Here is a 1187-nt window from a genome sequence, read left to right as displayed (position 1 = left end):
TGCTCCGCCCGTATCCGGGCCGCTTCGGCCTCGGCGGTGGCGGCCTCTGCGCGCCGGGCATGCTCGGCGGCTTCGTCGGTGCGCGAACGGGCCTCTTCGATGCGCATGCGCAGCGATTCCACCATGCTGGCGATGGATTGCTTCAGCCCGCGCAGTTCGGCGCGGAATGTGCCGCGCGGCTGCGCGTCCAGGTCGCCCGCCGCCACGGCACGGGCATAGGCCACCAGCGCGAGCAGCGGTGTGCGTACCGACCGCGTGACCAGCACCGTCAGCACGCAGCCCACGGCGAGAATGGCGGCGGTGACCGCCAGCACGGTGTTGCGCAGGCTGCTTGCCTCCGCCTCCAGGTCATCCACGTACACCCCGGTGCCGATGATCCATCCCCACGGCTTGTAGTAGGCGATGTACGATTCCTTCGGGTAGGTCTGCTCGGTCACGCCGCCGCCCTGCTTCGGCTTGGGCCAGACGTAGGCCACCAGCCCTTCGCCGCGTTGGTGGGCCACGTCCACGAAGGCCAGGAACAGGTTGCGGTTGCCGCCGGGATAGTCCGTTGCCGGGGCGCCGGGCGCGGCCCGCCAGTGGCCGGCACGGTTGTAGGCGGGCTTGTCCAGGGTCTGGCCTTCCAGCGCGGGAGCGGTGGGATGCATGACCATGGTTGGATAGGGGGTGCGGTCGTCGTTGATCCAGAAATAGTCGCCGTTGCCGTAGCGCATCTGGCGAAGGGCATCGGCGGCGCGCCGCTTGGCTTCGTCAATGGGTATCTCACCCCGGCCTGCTTTTGCGTCCAGGCCCTCCACCAGCTTCATGGCCGTTTGCACCAGGTGGTGCAGTTCTCCCTGCCGGGCCCGGAGTGCGTCCGCGCGGACCTGTGGCAGAATTCCGCCGAGAATGGCGGCCACGAACAAAAGGGCGATGAAGACGGCCAGGGCGATGATGCGCAGCGCCACGCCCGCCTCGAACCGGGGTGCGGCTGGGTCGGGCACGGGGGGGAGCGTGACTGGGACGAGGGATGGGCCGGGGTGGGGCATGGGAAACTCCGCTTGGGTGGGCATGCACGGGGCAAAGGACATTCGCAAGCCGGACAAGCGTAGCCGCCTGTTGGTGGGGGCTGAATTATAACAATAGGACAAAGGGGCGCGGCAGGGGCGCAGGCGCGGCCCGTGCCGCGCGCGCGGTGACCGTCGCGC

Annotated in this window: 1 protein-coding gene; it reads right to left on the bottom strand. The window is 69.3% G+C overall.

Features of this window, described 5'->3' with window-relative positions; genetic code table 11:
• On the bottom strand, positions 1–1028 hold a 1028-nt coding region (locus FVW27_RS16435; RefSeq protein ID WP_167127202.1), incomplete at its 3' end, for a cache domain-containing protein.
• Positions 1029–1187: the final 159 nt, after the last annotated feature.

Source organism: Nitratidesulfovibrio liaohensis (genome assembly GCF_011682075.1).
In the GTDB taxonomy this organism is placed as follows: Bacteria; Desulfobacterota; Desulfovibrionia; order Desulfovibrionales; family Desulfovibrionaceae; genus Cupidesulfovibrio; species Cupidesulfovibrio liaohensis.
The sequence above is the reverse complement of the archived record's forward strand: the minus strand, read 5'-3'. Positions and strand labels throughout refer to the sequence as shown.